Source organism: Lysobacter sp. Root690 (genome assembly GCF_001427785.1).
Classification (GTDB): domain Bacteria; phylum Pseudomonadota; class Gammaproteobacteria; order Xanthomonadales; family Xanthomonadaceae; genus Lysobacter.
Map to the genome: position 1 here is coordinate 37,290 of NZ_LMHM01000018.1, position 20,962 is coordinate 58,251.

The 20,962-nt window shown below is 66.8% G+C and carries 20 protein-coding genes; 5 read left to right on the forward strand and 15 right to left on the reverse strand.

What is annotated here, in order from left to right:
• Positions 1 to 64: 64 nt before the first annotated feature.
• The 3 genes from ASD86_RS23330 to ASD86_RS23340 all read right to left on the reverse strand — a co-directional run bounded on the left by ASD86_RS23330 (position 65) and on the right by ASD86_RS23340 (position 4,159).
• Positions 65 to 2,197: an EAL domain-containing protein gene (locus tag ASD86_RS23330; RefSeq protein ID WP_056116642.1), complete on the reverse strand. Its 2,133-nt coding sequence runs from the start codon at positions 2,195 to 2,197 to the stop codon at positions 65 to 67.
• Complete coding sequence (locus ASD86_RS23335; RefSeq protein WP_056117341.1) at positions 2,194 to 3,072, reverse strand: phosphate/phosphite/phosphonate ABC transporter substrate-binding protein; 879 nt, start codon at positions 3,070 to 3,072, stop codon at positions 2,194 to 2,196. Before ASD86_RS23335 ends, ASD86_RS23330 begins: the two co-directional genes overlap by 4 nt.
• Before the next feature lie 217 nt (positions 3,073 to 3,289).
• Positions 3,290 to 4,159, reverse strand: coding sequence for an RNA methyltransferase (locus ASD86_RS23340; RefSeq protein WP_082578660.1), 870 nt, complete (start codon positions 4,157 to 4,159; stop codon positions 3,290 to 3,292).
• Positions 4,160 to 4,255: 96 nt separating this feature from the next.
• Between ASD86_RS23340 and ASD86_RS23345 the strand changes: the two genes are divergently transcribed.
• Positions 4,256 to 5,074 (forward strand): inositol monophosphatase family protein, encoded by an 819-nt coding sequence (locus tag ASD86_RS23345; protein ID WP_036102003.1) that lies wholly within the window; start codon positions 4,256 to 4,258, stop codon positions 5,072 to 5,074.
• A gap of 106 nt (positions 5,075 to 5,180) precedes the next feature.
• Here the strand turns inward: ASD86_RS23345 and ASD86_RS23350 are convergent, their stop codons facing one another.
• The 10 genes from ASD86_RS23350 to ASD86_RS23395 form a co-directional block, all read right to left on the reverse strand.
• Positions 5,181 to 5,597: a hypothetical protein gene (locus ASD86_RS23350; RefSeq protein ID WP_056116644.1), complete on the reverse strand. Its 417-nt coding sequence runs from the start codon at positions 5,595 to 5,597 to the stop codon at positions 5,181 to 5,183.
• Positions 5,594 to 6,466: a class I SAM-dependent methyltransferase gene (locus tag ASD86_RS23355; protein ID WP_056116646.1), complete on the reverse strand. Its 873-nt coding sequence runs from the start codon at positions 6,464 to 6,466 to the stop codon at positions 5,594 to 5,596. The genes ASD86_RS23350 and ASD86_RS23355 overlap by 4 nt, the downstream gene beginning before the upstream one ends.
• A gap of 207 nt (positions 6,467 to 6,673) precedes the next feature.
• The gene (gene secF / locus ASD86_RS23360) at positions 6,674 to 7,639 is read right to left on the reverse strand and encodes a protein translocase subunit SecF (protein WP_056116648.1); all 966 of its coding nucleotides are present in this window, start codon (positions 7,637 to 7,639) and stop codon (positions 6,674 to 6,676) included.
• Between the two features lie 16 nt (positions 7,640 to 7,655).
• Positions 7,656 to 9,518: a protein translocase subunit SecD gene (gene secD, locus ASD86_RS23365; protein ID WP_056116650.1), complete on the reverse strand. Its 1,863-nt coding sequence runs from the start codon at positions 9,516 to 9,518 to the stop codon at positions 7,656 to 7,658.
• A gap of 58 nt (positions 9,519 to 9,576) precedes the next feature.
• Positions 9,577 to 9,930: a preprotein translocase subunit YajC gene (gene yajC, locus ASD86_RS23370; protein WP_056116652.1), complete on the reverse strand. Its 354-nt coding sequence runs from the start codon at positions 9,928 to 9,930 to the stop codon at positions 9,577 to 9,579.
• A gap of 276 nt (positions 9,931 to 10,206) precedes the next feature.
• Entirely contained in the window at positions 10,207 to 11,313 is a 1,107-nt protein-coding gene (gene tgt / locus ASD86_RS23375) for a tRNA guanosine(34) transglycosylase Tgt (RefSeq protein ID WP_056116654.1), read from the reverse strand.
• Positions 11,314 to 11,472: 159 nt separating this feature from the next.
• Positions 11,473 to 12,522: a tRNA preQ1(34) S-adenosylmethionine ribosyltransferase-isomerase QueA gene (gene queA / locus ASD86_RS23380; protein ID WP_056116656.1), complete on the reverse strand. Its 1,050-nt coding sequence runs from the start codon at positions 12,520 to 12,522 to the stop codon at positions 11,473 to 11,475.
• A gap of 443 nt (positions 12,523 to 12,965) precedes the next feature.
• Entirely contained in the window at positions 12,966 to 13,568 is a 603-nt protein-coding gene (locus tag ASD86_RS23385; protein WP_036101987.1) for a response regulator transcription factor, read from the reverse strand.
• The gene (locus tag ASD86_RS23390; RefSeq protein WP_056116658.1) at positions 13,565 to 14,749 is read right to left on the reverse strand and encodes a sensor histidine kinase; all 1,185 of its coding nucleotides are present in this window, start codon (positions 14,747 to 14,749) and stop codon (positions 13,565 to 13,567) included. The genes ASD86_RS23385 and ASD86_RS23390 overlap by 4 nt, the downstream gene beginning before the upstream one ends.
• A 298-nt stretch (positions 14,750 to 15,047) precedes the next feature.
• Complete coding sequence (locus ASD86_RS23395) at positions 15,048 to 15,245, reverse strand: hypothetical protein (protein WP_056116660.1); 198 nt, start codon at positions 15,243 to 15,245, stop codon at positions 15,048 to 15,050.
• 426 nt (positions 15,246 to 15,671) lie between these two features.
• Between ASD86_RS23395 and ASD86_RS23400 the strand changes: the two genes are divergently transcribed.
• The 4 genes from ASD86_RS23400 (at position 15,672) to upp (ending at position 18,758) form a co-directional block, all read left to right on the forward strand.
• Entirely contained in the window at positions 15,672 to 17,171 is a 1,500-nt protein-coding gene (locus tag ASD86_RS23400; RefSeq protein WP_056116663.1) for an aminotransferase class III-fold pyridoxal phosphate-dependent enzyme, read from the forward strand.
• A 103-nt stretch (positions 17,172 to 17,274) separates the two neighbouring features.
• Entirely contained in the window at positions 17,275 to 17,517 is a 243-nt protein-coding gene (locus ASD86_RS23405) for a hypothetical protein (protein ID WP_056116665.1), read from the forward strand.
• Positions 17,518 to 17,592: 75 nt separating this feature from the next.
• Entirely contained in the window at positions 17,593 to 17,991 is a 399-nt protein-coding gene (locus ASD86_RS23410; RefSeq protein ID WP_235567878.1) for a hypothetical protein, read from the forward strand.
• 131 nt (positions 17,992 to 18,122) lie between these two features.
• Complete coding sequence (gene upp / locus ASD86_RS23415) at positions 18,123 to 18,758, forward strand: uracil phosphoribosyltransferase (protein WP_056116669.1); 636 nt, start codon at positions 18,123 to 18,125, stop codon at positions 18,756 to 18,758.
• Positions 18,759 to 19,102: 344 nt separating this feature from the next.
• Here the strand turns inward: upp and ASD86_RS23420 are convergent, their stop codons facing one another.
• Together ASD86_RS23420 and ASD86_RS23425 are read right to left on the reverse strand one after the other, a co-directional pair.
• Positions 19,103 to 19,888, reverse strand: coding sequence for a TMEM43 family protein (locus ASD86_RS23420; RefSeq protein WP_056116671.1), 786 nt, complete (start codon positions 19,886 to 19,888; stop codon positions 19,103 to 19,105).
• Positions 19,885 to 20,775, reverse strand: coding sequence for an MBL fold metallo-hydrolase (locus ASD86_RS23425; protein ID WP_056116673.1), 891 nt, complete (start codon positions 20,773 to 20,775; stop codon positions 19,885 to 19,887). The genes ASD86_RS23420 and ASD86_RS23425 overlap by 4 nt, the downstream gene beginning before the upstream one ends.
• Positions 20,776 to 20,962 lie beyond the last annotated feature (187 nt).

Below are 20,962 nucleotides of genomic sequence, written 5' to 3' on the forward strand. Positions count from 1 at the left end.
GAGGAGTGAGTAAAAGCCCAGAACCCTTACTCACTCCTCACTCTTCTGCACTCACTTTCTCGCTTCAAGCCAGCAGCAGCAAAAACTCCTGCGCATTCACCGGATGCCCAAGCCAGTACCCCTGCGCCAGATCGCAGCCGCGCTCGCGCAGCACCGCGTACTGGCCTTCCTTCTCCACGCCCTCGGCGACGACGATGATGCCCAGCGAATGCGCCATCGCGATGATCGCGGTGGTCAGCGCCAGATCGTCGGGATCGCGCAGCACGTCGGCGATGAAACTGCGGTCGATCTTGACCCCGTCCACCGGCACCCGGCGCAGATGGCTCAGGCCGGAGAAGCCGGTGCCGAAGTCGTCCAGCCACACCTTCACCCCGCTCGCGCGCAACCGCGACAGCAGGCTGCTTGCGTGGACCTCGTCGCCGATGACCGCGGTCTCGGTGAGCTCCAGATGCAGTTGCTGCGCGGGCAGTCCGGTTTCGTGCAGACAGGCCGCGACCACGTTGGGCAGGTCGCCGCTGCGCAACTGGCGCGGCGAAACATTGACCGATACGAACAGCGACTCCGCGCCAATACGCGTATTGCGCCACGACACCGCGTCCTCGCAAGCCGCGCGCAACACCTGCGGACCGAGGGTTTCGATCAGGCCGCTCTGCTCGGCGACATCGATGAACACCGACGGCGCGATCAGGCCCTGCTCGGGATGCTTCCAGCGCAACAGCGCCTCGGCGCCGACCATCTTGCCGTCGGCGAGGCGGAACACCGGTTGATACACCAGACTCAGTTCGCCGCGATCCCAGGCGCCGCGCAATTCGTGCTCCAGGTGAACCCGGCGCTCCACCGCCTGATCCATCGCCCGGCTGTAGAAGCGATAGCAATTCTTGCCGGCGACCTTGGCCTGGTACATGGCGATGTCGCCGTTCTTCATCAGCGCTGTCGCGCCGGACGCGTCTTCGGGATACAGGGTCACGCCGATCGAAGTGCCGAGAAACACCTGACGATCGTGCACCACGATCGGCTGGCCGAGTTCGGCCACCAGCACTTCGGCCAGATGCGTGGCGACGGTGCGCGCCTCGCCGTTGCGCTCGCGGCTGCCCTCGACCAGGATCACGAATTCGTCGCCGCCGAAGCGCGCCAACAGCGCGCGTTCGCCGCCGATCCGGCGCACCGTGTCCTGGATGCGCTGGGCGAACTGCAGCAGCACATCGTCGCCGGCATCGTGGCCGAGGGTGTCGTTGACGCGCTTGAAATCGTCGATATCGGCGAATAGCAGGCCGAGCTGGCCGCCGTCGCCGCGCAGATGCAGCAGCCGCTGGTCCAGCCACTCGCGAAACGCGAGCCGGTTGGCCAGCCCGGTCAGCGCGTCGGTGTAGGCCATGCGGCGGATGTCGCGATCGTGCCGCGCGAGGCTGTGGCTCATGCGGCTGAACGCATGCATCAGGTCGCCGACTTCGTCGTTGGGATGCCCGGCCGGAGGCGCGCTGTCGAACTGTCCGTTCTCGATCGCCTGGGCCGCGTCGGCGAGTTCGCGGATCGGCTTGACCAGCCAACGCTGGATCAGCCACACCATCAGCACGCCGAGCGCGAGCAGGCCCACGCTGAGCAGCCCGACCCACAGCAACTGGCGCCGGCCCAGTTCCTCCAGCCGTTGCCGCAGTTGATCGAGGGCGCTGTCCTGATACGTGCGCATCGCCTTGAGGTCGTAGCCTACGCGCACGCCGCCGAGCCGCTGTTGGCCGATCTTGATTGGCATCGACACGTCGAAGGTGTGCTCGCCCCATTGAGTGTGCAGCGCGCGCGCGGCGACCACCTGCCTGGCCATCGCATCGTCCATGCGCTTGCCGTAGCTGGGAATCTCCTCGCTGCCGTCGTGGACGATGTTGCCGTCGCTGTCGTAGACGATCACGTAGCGCACGCCCGGATTGGCCAGCGCCGCGCGGCTGAGTTCGCCGATCGCGTCCAGGTCGAAGTAGTACAGCGGGTTGGTCAGCGAGCCGGCGAGCTGCGCCACCTCGCCTTCGCCGTGACGGCGCAGGCTTTCGACGAAGCTGTCGCGCATCGCATCGCGGCTGACCCCGACCACTTCGGCCTGAATGCGCTCCTGCCGATACAGCAACAGCGCGATCAGCGTGACCACGACCAGAAACGCCACTCCCATGATCGACAGGAACTTGGCCTGCAGGCCGGCGCGCAGTCTCATTCGACCTCCGCGCGCACCCGCGCCACGCCCGAACCGATATGGTCCAGCGCGCGCTGCGATTCGGCGTCGATCGGCATGAAGCGGGTGGTCTTGAAGAAACGCAGCAGCGCTTCGCCGGCCTCGGGATCGCCGGCCGCGTCCATCAGCACCTCGCGCAGGCGCGCGGCGACTTTCGGATCGAGATCGCCGCGCACGACTTCCAGCGCGCGCGGATAGTCCTCGCTGCGGCCGATCTCGATCAGGTCGCGGCGGAACGCTTCGGGCATGCGCCGCGGGTTGTTCCAGTCCAGGTTGCTCATCACCCCGGCGTCGACCAGGCGCTTGTGCACCCAGGTCGAGACGTTGAGCTCGGAGCGCGCGAACAGATAACCGACCCCGCCGCGGTTGATGCGGTCGGTCGGCGACAACAGGATTTCCAGGGTCAGGCCGCGTTCGAGCAAGGTCGCGGCCGGGACGAAATAGGCGCTGGTCGAGGTCGGCCGTTGAAACGCGACGTTGTGGCCGCTGAGGTCTTCGAGCGAGCGCAGCCCGCTGTCGCGACGGGCGAAGAACACGCTGTGGTAGTGGCTGACCCCGTCGCGCTCGGTCAGCAGCAACGGCCGCGCGTCGGCGCGCTGCCGCAGCAGCATCGCGGTGCCGGCGGTCTCGCTGACCCAGTCGACCCGGCCGCGGCGCAGATAGCTGCCCATCTGCTGCACATCCTTGGCCATCAGGATGCGGCCCTCGCGGATGCCGACCTCGGCCATGCGCGGGACCACGTAATCCAGCAGCGGCTTGAGCTGTTCGTAATGGGCCTTGGGATCGTCGCTGATCCGGCCCAGCACCAGCACATGCGCATCGGTGTCTTCCGGGTGGCCGCCGCGCCCGTCGTGCATATCGGGCGACGCCGCGACGCAGGCCGACGCCCCGGCCAGGACGAGCCCCCACAGCACTCTCAGAATCCGCGCGCTAGCGATCAACTCAAGTCACCCGGTCGGATTGCCACCGCAGCGTAATCGAACCGCCGCCGCGCCGATACGCCCGCGTTGTGCCCCCGCAACGGCCCGGCGGCGCGCGCGCAAGGCGGGTGACGGCCCGCCCATGCCCACCGGCTCAGCGACGCTGGCCGGCCAGCATCGCCATGCGCTCGACGTCGGCGAGCACCCCGCGCAGCAGGCGCACTTCGCGCTCGTCCAGGTCGGCGCGCAGGAACAGCCGGCGCAGCTTGCGCATCGCCGATTCGGGCGCGCGGCCCTTGTGGAAGTCGATCGCGTCCAGCGCCTCGCCGAGCTGGCCGAAGAAGCCTTCCAGTTGCGCGTGCGAGGCCGGCGGGTCGCGGTGATCGCCGGCCGGATCGGCGGCGGCCGCGGCCAGCGCCGCGATGCGCAGCTCGTAACTGAGCACCTGCACCGCCGCGCCGAGGTTGAGCGAGCTGTAATCGGGATTGGCCGGGATATGGACCGCGGCATGGCACAGTTGCAATTCGTCGTTGTTCAGACCGGTGCGCTCGCGCCCGAACACCAGCGCGACCTGCGCGCCTTCGCGGGCGCGGGCGTCAACGCGCTCGGCGGCGAAGCGCGGCGCCAGTTCCTCCAGCGCGATCCGGCGGCTGCGCGCGGTGCAGCCCAGGACCCAGTGGCAATCGGCGATCGCCGTGGCCAGGTCGGGCAGGATCGGCGCGGCCTCCAGCACGTCGTCGGCGCCGGCGGCCATCGCGTAGGCATCGCGGTCGAGCGGTTTCTCGGGCGCGACCAGGATCAACCGCGACAGGCCCATGGTCTTCATGGCCCGGGCCGCCGAGCCGATATTGCCCGGGTGCTGGGTGCCGACCAGGACGATGCGGATGCGGGCGGCGGCCGGGTCCGGTTCGGCGGCGGGTTGGGCCGCGCCGGGCGCGGCGGCGGGGTCGCCCTGGGCCGCGGCGGAGTTGGCACTTTCGGGCCGCTCGGGCGGCGGCGTGGTTTCGCGAGGATCGGAGTTCATGCGCAAATGGTAAACTCCCCGCCCCGGCCATACGCGCCGGCCCGCTCTTTATCCCCGTCAGTCCTGCCCCACCTCACCCGTTCGAGGCCGTAAACCATGCAGAAACCCGCCGTCACCCTCATGGTCAAGGCCGCTCGCTCCGCCGGCAACGTGCTGCTGCGCCACATGCACCGCCTGGATGCGCTGAACATCGTCGAGAAGGACCGCATGGACTACGCCAGCGAAGTCGACAGCCTGGCCGAAGCGGAGATCATCAAGGAATTCCGCCGCGCCACCCCCGACTACGCCATCCTCGGCGAGGAAAGCGGCCCGATCGGCCAGGCCCGTTTCACCTGGGTCATCGATCCGCTCGACGGCACCAGCAACTACCTGCACGGCATCCCGCATTTCTGCGTGTCGATCGCGCTGTGCGAAAACGGCGAACCGATCCACGGCGTGATCTTCGATCCGCTGCGCAACGACCTGTTCACCACCAGCCGCGGCAGCGGCACCCAGCTCAACGAAAAGCGCGTGCGCATCGCCGAGCGCAAGGACCTGACCGGCGCGATGCTGATCACCGGCTTCCCGCCGCGCGAACGCGCCCGCGCCAGCGCCCACCTCAAGTGTCTGGACAATCTGCTGGTCGACGCAGAGGACGTGCGCCGCACCGGCTCGGCCGCGCTCGACCTGGCCTACGTCGCCTGCGGCCGCGCCGACGCTTATTTCGAAGCCGGCCTGAAGCCGTGGGACATCGCCGCCGGCGCCCTGATGGTGCGCGAGGCCGGCGGCAAGGTCTGCGACTTCAAGGGCCGTTCGACTGGGCCGATGGACAATCGCGGCTTGCCGCCGCGGCAGTTGGTCGCTGGTAATTTGAAGATCGCCGATGCGTTGCAGAATCGGATCGTCAATACGGGGTATGCGGCGGCGTTTGATTGACGCGCATGCCGTAGCATTGACTGGGCATAAATGAAAAACGCCGCGATTTTCGCGGCGTTTCTCGTATTGCGTCCGATCCAACGTTGCAGACCGTTTGCTCCGGCGCCTAAGTGAGGCTAATGAACTCCTTGCGCAAAGGGTCGAAAACAAAGGCGCCCTCGATGCCACACAAGTACTCCATCATCCAGATCACGTGATTGGTGTATACCCTGTCATCGTCCGAGCCAAACACCACGCGTACTCGACGCCCGATACCGGAAAGGTCCGGGATATCAGGCGTTCCCGCGATGCGCTGTATTTCCCGCGAGTCGGCGAGAACCGACGGCCCATCCTCGTAAAACACCAAGATTGCCCAGTTCGGCCAACGCAGCCTCAACGAACGCTCGGTCGTGAACGGCAGCACTTCGAATTGCGCGACCAGATCGGTTTCCAGGGCGAAACACCGGCCCAGTTCAGTATCGATCCGTTCGATCGACGTCAGCGGCGAATCCTCGCCGAGCAATGCGTACAAGACGAAGCTCATGATATGTCTGCGCGCTTGTTGATCGCGGTCACCACCCAAGTCGCTCCGTTCACCGCGATGCCCTCATCGGTGGCGATCGCCTCCAAGGCCTCTTCGATGGCCTGCGCCGCCCGCGCACGAACATCTTCGCTCTGCGCCGCCAACAGCCGCTGGATTGGCCCGACCCGGAACACCTGCTGCAACGCATCCTCGGCCATGGCCTCGCGAGTGTCGCCGCGGCCGTGGTAGAACGGCGCCTCGAAGGCGCGCAGTTCGATCTGGGCGAATCCGGCCTCGGTCAGAATCCGCTCGACCCGCTGCGGGTCGCTGAAGGCGAACGGGCCGGGCGCGCTCGTGTCGACGCTCGGCTGTTCGACGATCCCGGCGATCGCGTTCAACGGCAGCACGTACCAGTCGTTCTTCGCCGGTTCCTGCCAGCACGCGAAGGCGATCCGGCCGCCGGGCTTGAGGGTTTCGCGCAGTTCGGTGAACGCGGCGACCGGGTCGTCGAAGAACATCACGCCGAAGCGCGAGAACAGTAGATCGAAGCTGTGCGGCGCGAACAAGGGCGCGCTGGCGTCGGCGAGGTGGAACTCGACCGGCAGCCCGGACGCCTGCGCGCGTTCGCGCGCGCGACCGATCAGCGGTTCGGACACGTCCACGCCGATCACGTTGCCATCCGCTCCGACCGCGCGTGCCAGCGCTAGCGAGGTCGCGCCCGCGCCGCAACCGATGTCGAGCACTGATTCGCCGGGTCGCGGCGCGGCAGCGGCGAACGCCACCTCGCCGTAGGCGGCGGTGCGCTCATCGAGCCAATCGTTGTAGGTCAGCCAGCGATCGCCGACCGGGCCGTTCCAGTCGTTGATCTGTTGTTGGTTGCGTGCGGACATGTTCGCTCCAGGGAATCAGGTCTGGCCTTCGCCTTTCGATAAGGATATCGCCATGGCCGGCGAAGCCGATCTGCCACCGCATCATCGAACGACGACACGAAAATATCGACTACGCCCCGCCTCGCCAGCGCCATCAGCCGGGCGGCACCGCCCAAGAAAAAGGCCGCGCAATGCGCGGCCTTTTTCGTCCAACCAACCCGCCGTCGGTTACGGACGACGCGCTAGCGCCGCGTCGTCCTTGGCCTTGGGCAGCAAGTCCTGCTTGGTGACCTTGAGGAAGCCCAGGGTCAGCAACGGACAGGCGACGAAGATCGAGGACACGGTGCCGATGATGATGCCGAGCATCTGCGATTCGGCCATGCCGCGCAGCGAACCGCCGCCGTAGATGTACAGCGCGACCACGGTCAGGAATGCCACGAACGAAGTGATCACCGTGCGCGACAGGGTCTGGTTAATCGACTTGTTGAGGATGACCTCCGGATCGGCACGCATCGAACGGAAGTTCTCGCGCACGCGGTCGAACACCACGATGGTGTCGTTGATCGAGTAGCCCATCACCGACAGGATGCCGGCCAGCACGGTCAGGTCGAATTCGTGGCCGCTGAGCGCGAACCAGCCGGCGACCACAATCACGTCGTGCAAGGTGGTGATGATCGCCGCCACCGCGAACTTCCATTCGAAGCGGAAGGCGATGTAGATCAGGAAGCCGACGACCACGAAGATCAGCGCTTTCAGGCCGTTGAGGGCCAGTTCCTTGCCGATCTGGGGACCGACGAATTCGTTGCGCAGGATCTTGCCGGTGTTGCCGCTGGCGGTGACCGCCTTCATCACCGCCTGGGCGGCGTGCGCGGTGGCGGCGGAGGAATCGTCGCCCTCGCGCGGCTGCAGACGCACCAGCAGTTCGTTGCCCGAGCCGTAGGTCTGGACCTGGGCGCTGTCGTAACCGTCGGCGGCGAGCTTGTCGCGGATGGCGTCGAGCGAGGCGGCCTTGTCCAGGTGCACTTCGACCAGGTTGCCGCCGGTGAAGTCGAGGGCGAAGTTGAAGCCGCGGGTGGCCATCGCCCCGATCGCGACGAACATGATGATGGCGGCGATGGCGATCGACAGCCACCGCATCTTCATGAAGTTGATGTTGGCGTCGTTCGGCAGCAGGGTCAGCGGGAAAATTTTCATGTCTGGAGTATTCCCGTCAGATCGCGATGGACTTGAGCTTGCGGCGGTTGCCACCGTAGATCAGCGTGGCGATGCCGCGCGACACGGTGACGGCGGTGAACACCGAGGTCAGGATGCCGACGATCATGGTGATCGCGAAGCCCTGCAGCGGACCGGTACCGAAGGCGTACAGGGCCACGCCGGCCAGCAGCGCGGTCATGTTGGAGTCGAAGATGGTGCCCGAGGCCTTGTCGTAACCGGTCGCGATCGCGGTCTGCGGCGGTATCCCGGCGCGCAACTCTTCTCTTATTCGTTCGTTGATCAGCACGTTGGCGTCGACCGACATGCCCACCGACAAGGCCAGGCCGGCGAAGCCGGGCAGGCTCATGGTCGCGCCGACGATCGACATCAGCGCCACCACCATCAGCAGGTTGAGCACCAGCGCCATGCAGGTGATCAGGCCGAACATTCGGTAATAGATCAGGAAGAAGCTCAGCGCGAAGATGAAGGAGTACGCCACCGCCATGGTGCCACGCTTGACGTTCTCGGCGCCCAGGCTCGGGCCTACCACGCGCTCTTCGACGAAGATCATCGGCGCGGCCAATGCGCCGGACTTGAGCTGGCTGGCCAGGGCCTTGGACTCTTCCGCGCTCAGGCCGGTGGTCTGGAAGCTCTTGCCGAACACGCCCTGGATGGTGGCCGAGTTGATCACGCGCTCGTCGGTGCGGATGGTCTGCACTTCCTTGCCGTCGACGATCGAGGTGATCGGGGTCTGCTCGACATACACGATGCCCAGGCGCTTGCCGACGTTTTCCAAGGTGTGGTCGAGCATGCGCTGGCCGCCGACGCTGTTGAGCGTGATCTGCACGCCCTGGCGGCCGTCCTGCGGATCGGTCATCGGCTGAGCGTTGACCAGTTGCTCGCCCGACACCAGCAGGCGCTTGGACAGCAGCAGCGGCTGCTTGGTCTCGGTGTAGTACACGCGCGCATCCGGCGGGACGCTGCGGTCGCGCACCGCCGCGTCGGCGGTGGCTTCGTTGCCGATCACCGCGCGGAACTCCAAGGTCGCGGTCGCGCCGATCTGGCGCTTGGCCTCGACCGTGTCCTGCAGACCCGGCAACTGAATCACGATGCGGTCGGTGCCCTGGCGCTGGATCACCGGCTCGGCCACGCCGAAGGCGTTGATGCGGTTGCGCAGGGTGTTGAGGTTCTGTTCGATGGCTTCCAGCGAGATGCGCTGCAGTTCAGCCTGCGGCACTTCCAGAGTCAGGGTCTGGTCCTGGAGATTCTGGGTCAGGGTCGGGAACGCGGTGCGCAACTGGGTCTGCGCCTTGGCGGTATCGGCGCCGGTGCCGAGCGTGGCGACCAGCGCCTCGTTGCCGCGGCGGACCACCGAGGTGTACGGCACGCGGTTGTCGCGCAGGGTCGAGCGGACGTCTTCGACATAGGCGTCCAGACGCTTGTCGATCGCGCTGGCCTGGTCGACCTGCATCACGAAGTGCACGCCGCCCTGAAGGTCGAGGCCGCGCGGCATCGGCTTGGCGCGCAGGAATTCCAGCCAGGCCGGAGCGGTCGGCGCCAGGCTCAGCGCGACCACGTAGTCGTTGCCCAGTTGCGGACGCAGCAGGTCGGCGGCGCGGGTCTGCTGGTCGGTGTCTTCCAGCCGCACCAGCAGGTTGCCCTGGTCCTCGATCTTGATCGACTTGGACGGGATCTTGGCCTGACTCAGCAGGCTTTCGACCTTCTTGGCCAGGCTCGCGTTGACCTGGATGCCGTCACTCCGCGACGCGGAAATCTGTACCGATGGGTCCTGCGGGTAGGCATTGGGCAGCGCGTAGATCACGCTGACCGCAAGGACTAGCAGGATGACGAAGTATTTCCAGCGCGCGAAGGTCAGCATCGAGAACCCCTGCGGCGACCTCCCCGGTCGCCGCTTGTAAAAATGGCGTGGCGTCGGCTCAGGCCGACTTCAAGGTGCCCTTGGGCAAAACGTTGGCGATCGCGCCCTTCTGCACGCGGATGCGCACGTTGTCGGCGATTTCCACGGTGATGAAGTTCTCGCCGATATCGGTGACGGTGCCGGCGATGCCTCCGTTGGTCAGCACTTCGTCGCCCTTGGACAGCTTCTCGAGCATGCCGCGGTGTTCCTTGGCGCGCTTGGCCTGCGGGCGGAAGATCAGGAAGTACATCACCGCGATCAGCACCAACGGCAGGATCAGGCCGCCGAGGCCGCCGCCGAACAATCCGCCCTGCGCCGCGGCTGGAGCGGCTTGGGCATGGGCGGGAGCGATCAGGAGGTCGAGCAGATTCATCGGAAAGTCCTGGAGCGAAAAATAGCCGGGGATTATGCCACGGCTGGGTGGGGGCTACGGCCGGGGCCCAAATGGGCGCCAGCGCACGGTTTTATGGGCTTTCGCCGGTCTGGGTTGGGGCCCGGAGCCGGCGGTGGCGGCCTTGGCGACTTGGCCGCCTTCCGGGATTCCGGTTGGGGGATGGGTCGAGGCCGGCAGGTGAGCCCTCAGCCCTGCCCTCTCCCGTGGACGGGAGAGGGGGACAGGGAGTTCGTCCGCTCGCGGACGAACGGCTTCTTATTGGCGTGCGGCGTAGAAAGACTCGCGGAAGGCCGCAAAGGTTCCCTGCTCGATCGCCGAGCGCATCTGCGCCATCAGCCGCTGGTAGTAGCGCAGGTTGTGCAAGGTGCCCAGCATCGGCCCGAGCATCTCGTTGCAACGGTCCAGATGGCGCAGGTAGGCGCGGCTGAAACCGTTGCGGCAGGCGTAGCAGTCGCAGCCTTCCTCGATCGGGCGCAGGTCGCGTTCGTACTTGGCGTTGCGCACCCGCACCGTGCCGTGGGCGGTGAAGTAGTGGCCGTTGCGCGCGTTGCGGGTCGGCATCACGCAGTCGAACATGTCCACGCCGCGCGCGACCGATTCAACCAGGTCCTCGGGCCGGCCCACCCCCATCAGATAGCGCGGACGGTCTTCGGGCAGCTGCGGGCAGGTGTGTTCGAGCATGGCGTTGCGCTCCTCCTCGGGCTCGCCGACGGCCAGGCCGCCGACCGCGTAACCGTCGAAGCCGATCGCCTTCAGGCCGTCGGCCGAACGCGTGCGCAGGTCGTGGTGCACGCCGCCCTGGACGATGCCGAACAGCGCCGCGTCGTTGCCCTCGTGCGCCTTCTTCGAGCGCTCGGCCCAACGCAGGCTCAGTTCCATCGACTTGCGCGCGACCTCCTCGGTCGCCGGATACGGCGTGCATTCGTCGAAGATCATCACGATGTCCGAATCGAGCACGCGCTGGATGTTCATGCTCTCCTCGGGACCGAGGAACACCTTGCTGCCGTCGACCGGCGAGGCGAAGGTCACACCCTGCTCGGTGATCTTGCGCCGGTGCGCGAGCGAGAACACCTGGAAACCGCCCGAGTCGGTCAGGATCGGCCCGTTCCAGCGCGCGAACCCGTGCAGGCCGCCGTGATCGCTGATCACGTCCAGGCCCGGACGCAAATACAGATGGAAGGTGTTGCCCAGAATGATCTGCGCGCCGAGTTCGGCGACGTGCTCGGGCATGATCCCCTTGACCGAGCCGTAGGTGCCCACCGGCATGAACGCCGGGGTTTCGACCGTGCCGCGCGGAAAGGTCAGCCGGCCGCGGCGCGCGGCGCCGTCGTTGCCGAGCAATTCGAAGGACATGCGGCTCATGCGCGGGTTCCTTTATATGGTGAGGCGCATGTGGTGTCGCGCGGGTGGGAGCGGTCGGAATTCATTGGCTTGGGTTGCGAGGGCGCCCGGTTGCCGTCGGTTGCGGGTGATTCCACCAGGACGGCTTACGGTTTTTCGCTTCTTGAGAGGACGGCGGGGCTAAGTAGCTTCGAGTGGCCACAGCAGCATCGCGTCGCCATAGGAAAAGAAACGGTAGCGCTGCGCGATCGCGTGTTCGTACGCGGCGAATACCTGCTCCTTGCCGGAGAACGCCGAGACCAGCATCAGCAGCGTGCTTTCGGGCAGATGGAAATTGGTGATCAGGCCGTCGACCGAGGTGATCCGATAGCCCGGCAGGATGAACAAGCGGGTTTCGCCCGCGAACGGCAGCAGCTCGCCGTCTTCGGCCGGGTTCAGCCGGATCGCGCTTTCCAGCGCGCGCACCACGGTCGTGCCGACCGCGATCACCCGCCCGCCGCGCGCCCGGCAGCGACGGATCTGTTCGATCAGGCCGGCGCCGACGTTGAGCCACTCGCTGTGCATCACGTGCTGGTCGAGGCTGTCGGCGCGCACCGGCTGGAAGGTGCCGGCGCCGACGTGCAGGGTCACGTGGCCGAATTCGATCCCGCGCTCGCGCAACCGCGCCAGCAGGGTTTCGTCGAAATGCAGGCCCGCGGTCGGCGCGGCGACCGCGCCGATCTCGCGCGCGAACACGGTCTGGTAACGCTCGTCGTCGTCCTGCCCAGGCTCACGCTGGATGTACGGCGGCAGCGGCAGGCGGCCGGCGTGCAGCAGCCATTGCTCCAACGATTCGGGCACGTGGAAGCGCAGGCGGTAGAACTCGCCGTCGCGGCCGAGCACCTCGGCCTCGCCGCCAGCGTCCAGGGCGATGCGCGCGCCTTGCTTCGGCGATTTGCTCACCCCGAGCTGGGCCCGCGCTTCGCTGCCGCCGAGCAAGCGCTCGATCAATATCTCGACCCGCCCGCCGGTGCTTTTCTGCCCGAACAGCCGCGCCGGGATCACCCGGGTGTCGTTGAACACCAGCAGGTCGCCGGGCTGCAGCAGTTGCGGCAGATCGCTGAACACCCGGTCCTCGCGCGGCGCGGGAGCGGGCGGGACCACCAGCAGGCGGCTGGCCGAACGCTCGGCCAGGGGCGCCTGGGCGATCAGCTCGGGCGGAAGTTCGTAGTTGAAATCGGACTTTTTCAAGAAACCGGATCGTTGGACGCGATGCGCCGCGGGCGTCGGGACCGGTGCAAACCGGCTCGGACGGGCGGACGCGGGCGATGCCGGACGGCGGCTAATGCCGGGGCCGGGATCGGGGAGGCGGTCATTATCCGGGGTGTTGGGTGGATCGGCAAAAGTGAGGGGCTTGGGGCGGGTGGGGCAAAAGCGAATCCCCCCTGCCCCCCTTTTGCAAAGGGGGGAAAAGCAACGGCGTCGGATCGGGATTGAGATCGGACCGGATCGGATCGGATCTGCGCGAAAGAGCTTGCCGCGCCCTCAAAAGCTAGCGACTCATCCGCCCGCCGCGCCAGTACGAGACGGGTTCCCCCCTTTGCAAAAGGGGGGCCAGGGGGGATTCGCTTTTGCTTTGCTCCGCCTTTGCTTTGCTTCGCTTTAGCGCTGCCAAGCCCTTGTCGCCCGCCCCCTCACAACCACCCGTTCTGCCTCGCCCGCCGATACGCCTCAATCCGGTTGCTGCTGTCGAGCTTGCCGATCGCCTCGGACAAATAATTGCGCACGGTCCCCTGGCTCAAATGCAGCCGCTCGCCGATCTCGGCGGTCGACAGGCCCTCGCCCGCCAGCCGCAGCACCTGCCGCTCGCGTTCGGTCAGCGGGTCTTCGTCGCTCCACGCGGCGACCGCGAGCTGCGGGTCAATCGCGCGGCCGCCGCGATGCACCTGACGCAGCGCTTCGGCCAATTGCCCGGCCGGCGCGTCCTTGAGCAGGTAACCGCGCACGCCGGCGTCCATCGCCCGGCGCAGATAACCGGCGCGGCCGAACGTGGTGACGATCACCACTCGGGTCGGCATGCCCGAGTCGCGCACCCGCATCGCCAGGTCGATACCGGTCATGCCGGGCATCTCGATATCGGTCACCACCATGTCGGGCTGGACGCGTTTGACCGCTTCCCAGGCGGTGGCGCCGTCGCCGGCTTCGGCGACGACTTCGATGTCGGGTTCCAGGTTCAGCAGCGCGGCGAGCGCGCCGCGTACCAGGGCCTGATCTTCAGCGAGCAACAAACGGATCATGCGGTACCTCGTTCTAGCAGGACCGGCTCGCGCGCGGTCCCGGATGTGGCGGCGGGCGCCGGCAGCCGGCGCGCGGCGGCGAGCGCCTCGCGCGACACCAGCAGACTCAGGCGCGTGCCGGCGCCGTTCGGACTTTCGATTTCGACCACGCCGCCGACCGAGTGCAGGCGTTCGCGCATGCCGGTCAGGCCGTGGCCCTCGCCGCTCACGCCGCCGCGGCCGTCGTCGGCGATGCGCAGCACGATGCCGCCGCGCGCGTCCTGGGTCAGTTCGACATCGACCCGGCGCGCGCGCGCATGCCGCAGCACGTTGGTGACGGACTCGCGTAAGGCCAGCGCCAGCGCGGCCTCGACGTTGAGCGGAATATCCACCGGCGCGAGCTTGTGATCCAGGCTGATCTCGCCGCCAAGCAAGGCCAGTCGCGCCGCCGCGAGTTCGGCCTGCAGGCCGTTGGCGCGGATGCCGGCGACTGCTTCGCGCACCTGGGTCAGCGCTTCGCGCGCGACCCGCTCGACTTCGCAGATCTGATCCTGCGCGGCCTTCTTATCGTGTTCAAGCAGGCGCGCGGCAAGCTGCGACTTGAGCACCACCACCGACAAGGTGTGGCCGAGCAGATCGTGCAGATCGCGGCCGATGCGTTCGCGCTCGGCCAGGCTGGCCAGGCGCCGCACTTCCTCTTGCGTCAGGCGCAGCTCAGCGTTGCGCAGTTCGCGCGAACGCGCGGCCAGCACGCCGGCGTAGACGATCGCGCCGACCAGGGTCTGTATCAGCACGCTCGACACCGGCGAGAACTCCGGCGGCAGGATCATCAGCGCCTCGACGCTGAAGATCGCGAACAGCGCCACCGCCAGCGCCATCCCGTGCCAGCGCGGCAGGAAGCTGGCGATCATGCCGGCGGCGAAAATCAGATAGGTGCCGCCGCCGATGCCGTACGGCAACACCCCGTAACCGATGCCCGCGACCGCCAGCACCAGCCACAACCGCAGCTTGGAACCGCCGCGATAGAACGCCCAGTACATCGGCAGGAACGCGACCACCGAGGCGATCGCCATGGCGATGATCCACCACGGCGGTTGCCAGAAAAACAGCGGGATGAACACGAAACTCAGATACAGCAACGACGCCAGGTGCCAACCCAGCAGGTTGTCTTGGGTGTCGATCGGCGGAGTGTGCAGACGCATGTTCGAAGGTCCTACGGTGCGATCGGCACCCGCGCCGGGCGGGTGCGTGCAGCTCGACGGCGAGTGATCGGAGCGCAACGATGCAAACGGGTCGATCTGAACAATTCAGGCCGACCGCGGGTCACGGTCGTTGCGGACTTTAACGGAGTTCGACGGCTTCGATCCCGAATGCGTAGATCGCCGGCATCACAGCCATGCCTCGCGCGGCATGAGCAACACTGCGCGACCGCGTCGATGCGCGAGCGGATGCCGGCGCAATCGTCCGCATCCGCGGCATGGCGGGCGCGCGGCGGCGACCTCAAGAGATTCGCACCGGGCCAGTGGTGCTCCGGTGCTCGACGCCGGCGAGATTCGCGATCGGCGTGGCGCTCGCGGTGCCGCAGCGGTAACGCAGCCACGGCGCCAGCACGGCGGGCACGGGCGCTACCACGGCCGCTGCGCCAGCGGCGCGCACGGTGGCGGCGACGACACGGTGGAACGGATGGATCGCGGTCATGAGCGGCTCCACGCGACTGGCCGGAAGGTGACTTCACTGTCGGCGCCACGCCGCGGCCGCGGCAGTGGGCGAAAGCATCCATCGCCGGTGACAAGCGTCACCAGCGGCGGAAACAGCGGCTCGGCGCGGCCCGTGAACCGCCCGTAGCCAGGGGGTTATCGGCGCTCGGGGGACGTGATAGACTCCCATAAATCATTGAAATGAAACGAAAAAACGTCGAAAGGCGATAGCGCCACGCAAAATTCTTGCGCGACGTTCCGGCATTTCAAGGAGTTAGCGAAGCGACCGTTTCCGGGCCGCTTCGGTTTGTGAGAGATGGCGCTTGGCAGCCGGGGGCTGCTGCAACTGCGAGCGTCCAGCCATGAAGGCGGACGGTCTCCCACGCAGTCAACCCGGCCGGACGCCGGACACCTTTTGGAGATCGAGATGACCAACCTGCTCAACCAACTCGCGCCGCTGCGCGCCCATGCCGGCAAGCGCCGCACCCTCGGCCTGGACGACGACACCGTCGTGCGTTTCGCGGTCAATCATCCCGACCTGACCGAAGCCATCGCCGCCGCCGCCGCCGAATACGCGCTGATCCGCGACCTGCACGCCGACCTGCTCGACCTGGACGAAGACGCGCAGATCCACGCGGTCCAGGACGGCTACGTCAATTTCTACCCCGACGACGCCGTCAACCCGTACATCGCCCTGTCCGCGCGCGGCCCCTGGGTGGTCACCCTAAAGGGCGCGGTGCTGCACGACTCCGGCGGCTACGGCATGCTCGGTTTCGGCCATACCCCGTCGGCGGTGATCGCGGCGATGGCCAAGCCGCAGGTGATGGCCAACATCATGACCCCGTCGCTGTCGCAGCTGCGCTTCGAGCGCGCCCTGCGCGCGGCCATCGGCGTGGAACGCGGCGGTTGCCCGTACGAGCGTTTCTTCTGTTTGAACTCGGGTTCCGAATCGGTCTCGCTGGCCGCGCGCATCGCCGACGTCAACAGCAAGCTGATGACCGACCCGGGCGCCAAGTACGCCGGCCGCGCGATCAAGCGCATCGTGGTCAAGGGCAGCTTCCACGGCCGCACCGAGCGCCCGGCGCTGTATTCGGATTCCTCGCGCAAGGCCTACGTGCAGCACCTGGCCAGCTTCCGCCACGAGGACTCGGTGATCACCATCGAGCCCTACGACATCGACGCGCTGAACAAGGCCTTCGCCGACGCCGACAGCAACGGCTGGTTCGTCGAGGCGATGTTCCTGGAACCGGTGATGGGCGAAGGCGACCCGGGCCGCGGCGTGCCGCCGGCGTTCTATGCCGCCGCGCGCGAACTCACCCGCAACCAAGGCTCGATGCTGCTGGTCGATTCGATCCAGGCCGGCCTGCGCGCGCACGGCGTGCTGTCGATCATCGACTACCCCGGCTTCGAAGGCCTGGACGCGCCGGACATGGAGACCTACTCCAAGGCGCTCAACGCCGGCCAGTACCCGCTGTCGGTGCTCGCGGTCGGCGAACGCGCCGCCTCGCTCTATCGCAAGGGCCTGTACGGCAACACCATGACCAGCAACCCGCGCGCGCTCGACGTCGCCGTCGCCGTGCTGCAGCAGGTCACCCCGCAGCTGCGCGCCAACATCCGCGCGCGCGGCATCGAGGCGATTGAAAAGCTGGAGAAGCTCAAGAGCGAACTCGGCGGCCTGATCACCAAGGTCCAGGGCACCGGCCTGTTGTTCTCGTGCGAACTCGCCCCGCAGTTCAAGTGCTTCGGCACCGGCTCCACCGAGGAATGGCTGCGCGAGCGCGGCATCGGCGTGATCCACGGTGGCGTCAATTCGCTGCGCTTCACCCCGAACTTCACCATCGCCAGCGACGAGCTGGAACTGCTGGTGTCGATGGTGGGTCGCGCCCTGCGCGAAGGGCCGCATGCGCAGCAGGCGGTCGCGGCCTGAGACCTAAGAGTGAGTTAAGAGGAGTGAGGAGTGAGTGGGCGGCTTGTCGCTTATACTCATTTCTCACTTTTCTCCACTCACTTCTGCTTCAAGGGGCCCAGGAATGATTCGTTTGTCGAACAAGGAAACCGGCGCCGACATCGGCGAGATCAGCGAAGAGGAACTGCAGATCCTGGTTGCCGCGCTGGAAGAAGAAGACAGCAAAGATCAGGACTACTGGATCGATCACGCGGTGGTCGACATGATCGAGATCGATCATCTCAACGCCGGCTCGCTGATCACCGTGCTGCGCGCGGCGATCGGCGGCAGCGACGGGATCGAGATCAAGTACGTGCGTACCGCCTGAGCCGGGTCGGTAATCGAGCACGACACCGCCACGGTGTTTCCCCGTATCGTCGCCACCGAGTCGTTCGAACTGCCGGTGGCGAACGGCGTGCGGCTCAAGGACGGGCGTTGGTTCGCTCTACACGGAAGTCCCTTCGACCAGCTGCAATTGGCCGATCAGGATTCGCTTCCACCGCCTTGCGACGATGCCGGCATGGCGACGCTCTATCCCGGGTTCGAAGCTCGGGCCGCGGACGGGCGCATCGCCATCGGCGGCGGCGGGGCCTTCGAAGCGGAAGGCTTTCTCGCTTTATTCGATGCCGGCATGCAAACGCCGCGCTGGCTGCTGTATTGCGATTGCGCCGAAATCTTCGTTTCGGTGATATTCGAAGCGCGCGGCATCGTCGCGATTTCCGAAGACCCGCCTTACCGTTATCGCTGGACCTTCGACGACGCCATGCCGCCAAGCTTGCGGGTGGAACGCATCGCGCCGTGAAACCGCGCCGCGTGCCCGAATCGGATGACAAGCCGCGGCTTCCGATTCGGTCGACGCCCAAGCCGCGCTTGCGCGTCGACCCGTAACCATCAATCCTTGCGGCAACCGCCGCCCGCATCCCCAGGCCCCTCATGAAAATCGTAGAAGTCCGCCACCCCCTGGTGCAGCACAAACTCGGCCTGATGCGCCGCGCCGACAACAGCACCAAGTCGTTCCGCGAACTGGCCTCGGAAGTGGCGACCCTGCTGACCTACGAGGCCACCGCCGATCTGGAAACCGAAGAGGCCGTGGTCGAAGGCTGGGCCGGGCCGGTGGTCACCCGCCGGATCAAGGGCGCGAAAGTCACCCTGGTGCCGATCCTGCGCGCGGGCCTGGGCATGCTGCCCGGCGTGCTGGAACTGATTCCGGCGGCGAAGGTCGGCGTGGTCGGTTTGCAGCGCGACGAACAAACCCTGCAGCCGGTCGGCTACTACGAAAAACTCACCGGCCGCATGGACGAGCGCACCGCGCTGATCCTCGATCCGATGCTCGCCACCGGCGGCAGCCTGATCGCCACCGTCGACCTGCTCAAGAACGCCGGCTGCAAGCGCATCAAAGGCTTGTTCCTGGTCGCCGCGCCGGAAGGCCTCAAGGCGCTGGAAGCCCGGCATCCGGACGTGGAAGTGTTCACCGCTTCGGTCGACGAACGCCTCAACGAAGTGGGTTACATCCTGCCGGGGTTGGGCGATGCGGGCGACAAGATTTTCGGGACCAAGCATTACGCTTGATGGTTTACGCGGTTTGCGCGGCTTAGAGGTTTAGAGGCTTACGCGTAGTCGAATCGGCCCGCGCTTCACAGGAAGCGTCGATCCCACCCGCCGTCATTCCCGCGAACGCGGGAATCCAGCGACTTTCGTGCCGATAAGGTCAGACTGTCGATGCATCGACGGACAAGTAGCAAGATCAAAGTCGCTGGATTCCCGCGTTCGCGGGAATGACGAGCTATAAGGGCGAAACGCGTCGCCTCGAATCAAAGTCGATGCGGCGCGATTCACGGCCAGCTCGACGCGATGCGAATGCGCTCCGAAGCCATGCGACCCAAAGCGACGCACCCCGAAGCAAAAACGCGCGCCTACGACTTCGCCGCCGCCTTCGCCCGCCGCCTCCTGCGCAAGCGATACAGCAACCCGAGCGCGAACACGACCGCCAGCGCGAACCACCCCGGCGACCAGCGCTTGTCCTCCGGCTCCGGCCCCGCCACGATCGCGCGCTCACGCGCCGCCGCCGGATTCAAGGCCGCGGCGATCGCCTCCGGCCGCAGACGCCACACGCCGTCGCGCAGTTCCAACTTGCCTTCCAGCGACGGCAGGCGCAGTTCGCGCCAGGTCACGCGCAAGTCGCCGATCTGCGGGTCGAGCGGATTTTCCGAACTGCCCAGACCATCGCCTTCGGGCTGAAACGTCGCCGCCAGATTCGCCGGCAAGCGGCTGAAATTCGGCCGGAACACCCGCCACTCGCCGACCGCGCGCAACACCTCGCTGCCGAGCGGCTTGCCGTCGAGCGTCGCCGACTCCGACCACCAGCGCTTGTTTTCCAGCGGCATCTTCGGCGGATTGACGTAGCCCGAGGTGAAACCGGCCGAATCGATCGGCGCCGCGTTCCAGACCCGCTCGTAGCCGTCGCCCTGGGTGGCGATGCCGAATTCGCGCCGCCACTGATACATCTCGACCCGGCGATCGAGCCCGAACTGGCGCGTGGTCACGCCGAAATCGCGATCCGACAAGGCCTTGCCGGCCTGCGGGTCGCCGAGCGGCTCGCCGTCCGCGGTTTCCTGCGCCGACAGCGGGCCGGCGCAGATCAGCAGCACCGCGGCGAGCGCGAGATCGCGCCAACGCCGCGTCGCGCGGCGCAAGTTCATGCAGCCAGCGCCCGCGCCTGCAATTCGGCGACTTCGTGGGTGGTGCCGAACTTGCCCTTGTCGTCGCGCACCACCTGGGCCAGCGCGCACTCGGGGTCGTGGGTGAAAAACAGATGCACGTTGCGTTCGAGCTTGTCGCTGAGGAAGGCTTTCTTCTCGTCGATCAACAGCTCGGCGTTGCGGTCGTAACCCATCGTGATCGGCACATGCACCCACGGCCGGCCGGGAATCAGGTCGGCGCAGAACACCACGCCGCCATGCGGCTGGCCGTCCTCGCGCTCGGGACCGACGATCTCGGCCAGCATCAACCCGGGCGTGTGGCCGTCGCTGTAGTGGAAGCGCACGCTGTCGCCGAGCAGTTTCGAATGCGCGCCTTCGACCAGTTCCAGCCGGCCGGTGGCTTCCAGCAACTGCGGCAGTTCGGCGATGAAACTCGCGCGGTCGCGCGCATGCGGATGGCGCGCGCGCTCGTAGTGTTCGCGGCCGACCAGATAGGACGCATTCGGGAACAACAGCCGCGACGCCTGCCCTTCCGACCACGGCGCGAGCAGGCCGCCGGCGTGATCGAAATGCAGATGCGACAGCACCACCACGTCGATGTCCTGCGGCGCGAAACCGGCCTTGGCCAGCGACTCGATCAGCACATGGCGATCTTCGACCACGCCGTAGCGCTCGCGCAGCTTGGGTTCGAAGAACGCGCCGATGCCGGCCTCGAACAACACCGTCTTGCCGGCCAACGGGCTGGCGAGCAGCGCGCGGCAGGCCAGCGCGATACGGTTGTGTTCATCGGGCGGCGACCATTTGGCCCACATCGCGCGCGGCGCGTTGCCGAACATCGCGCCGCCGTCGAGCTTCTGCGAGTTGCCCAGGATCGACCAGAGTTTCATGGCGGTTCTACCGGGTTGGCGGGGGAAGGTCGATTTTAGCCGGTCAGGGCCGGGAATCGGGAATGGAGAATCGGGAATCGTAAAAGCAGGCCGCGCCGGCTTTTGTCGGTTCCACTCCCTACTCGCGATTCACCATTTCCGGCGTCACTGCCGGTCTAAGCCGGGAATCGGGAATCGAAACATCACG